The sequence below is a fragment of the Streptococcus oralis genome (genome assembly GCF_001578945.1).
Classification (GTDB): Bacteria; Bacillota; Bacilli; order Lactobacillales; family Streptococcaceae; genus Streptococcus; species Streptococcus oralis_Q.
In genome coordinates, this window is sequence record NZ_KQ969661.1 from 1 (window position 1) to 271 (window position 271).

General features: G+C 47.2%; 1 protein-coding gene. It reads right to left on the reverse strand.

What is annotated here, in order from left to right; genetic code table 11:
* The coding region (locus tag SORDD16_RS10275; protein ID WP_241734081.1) for a PhoH family protein at window positions 1-271 on the reverse strand (271 nt) is incomplete at both ends.

Below are 271 nucleotides of genomic sequence, written 5' to 3' on the forward strand. Positions count from 1 at the left end.
CTCACCTGCTTCGACTGCTGGTCGAGTCAGGATAATCCGCTTGACTTGCCCACGTTTAAGGGCCGTTACTGCCAAGGTCACTGCAAGAAAGGTCTTCCCTGTCCCTGCAGGTCCGATTCCAAAGGTCACATCATGCTGTTTGACACTATCCACATAAAGCTTTTGACCCAAGGTTTTGACACGGATCGGTTTCCCAGTATTGTCCTTGATAATTTCTTCTTCGTAAAGGGCGACAAACTTGTCGATTTCATCGTTTTTGACCATGCTAATC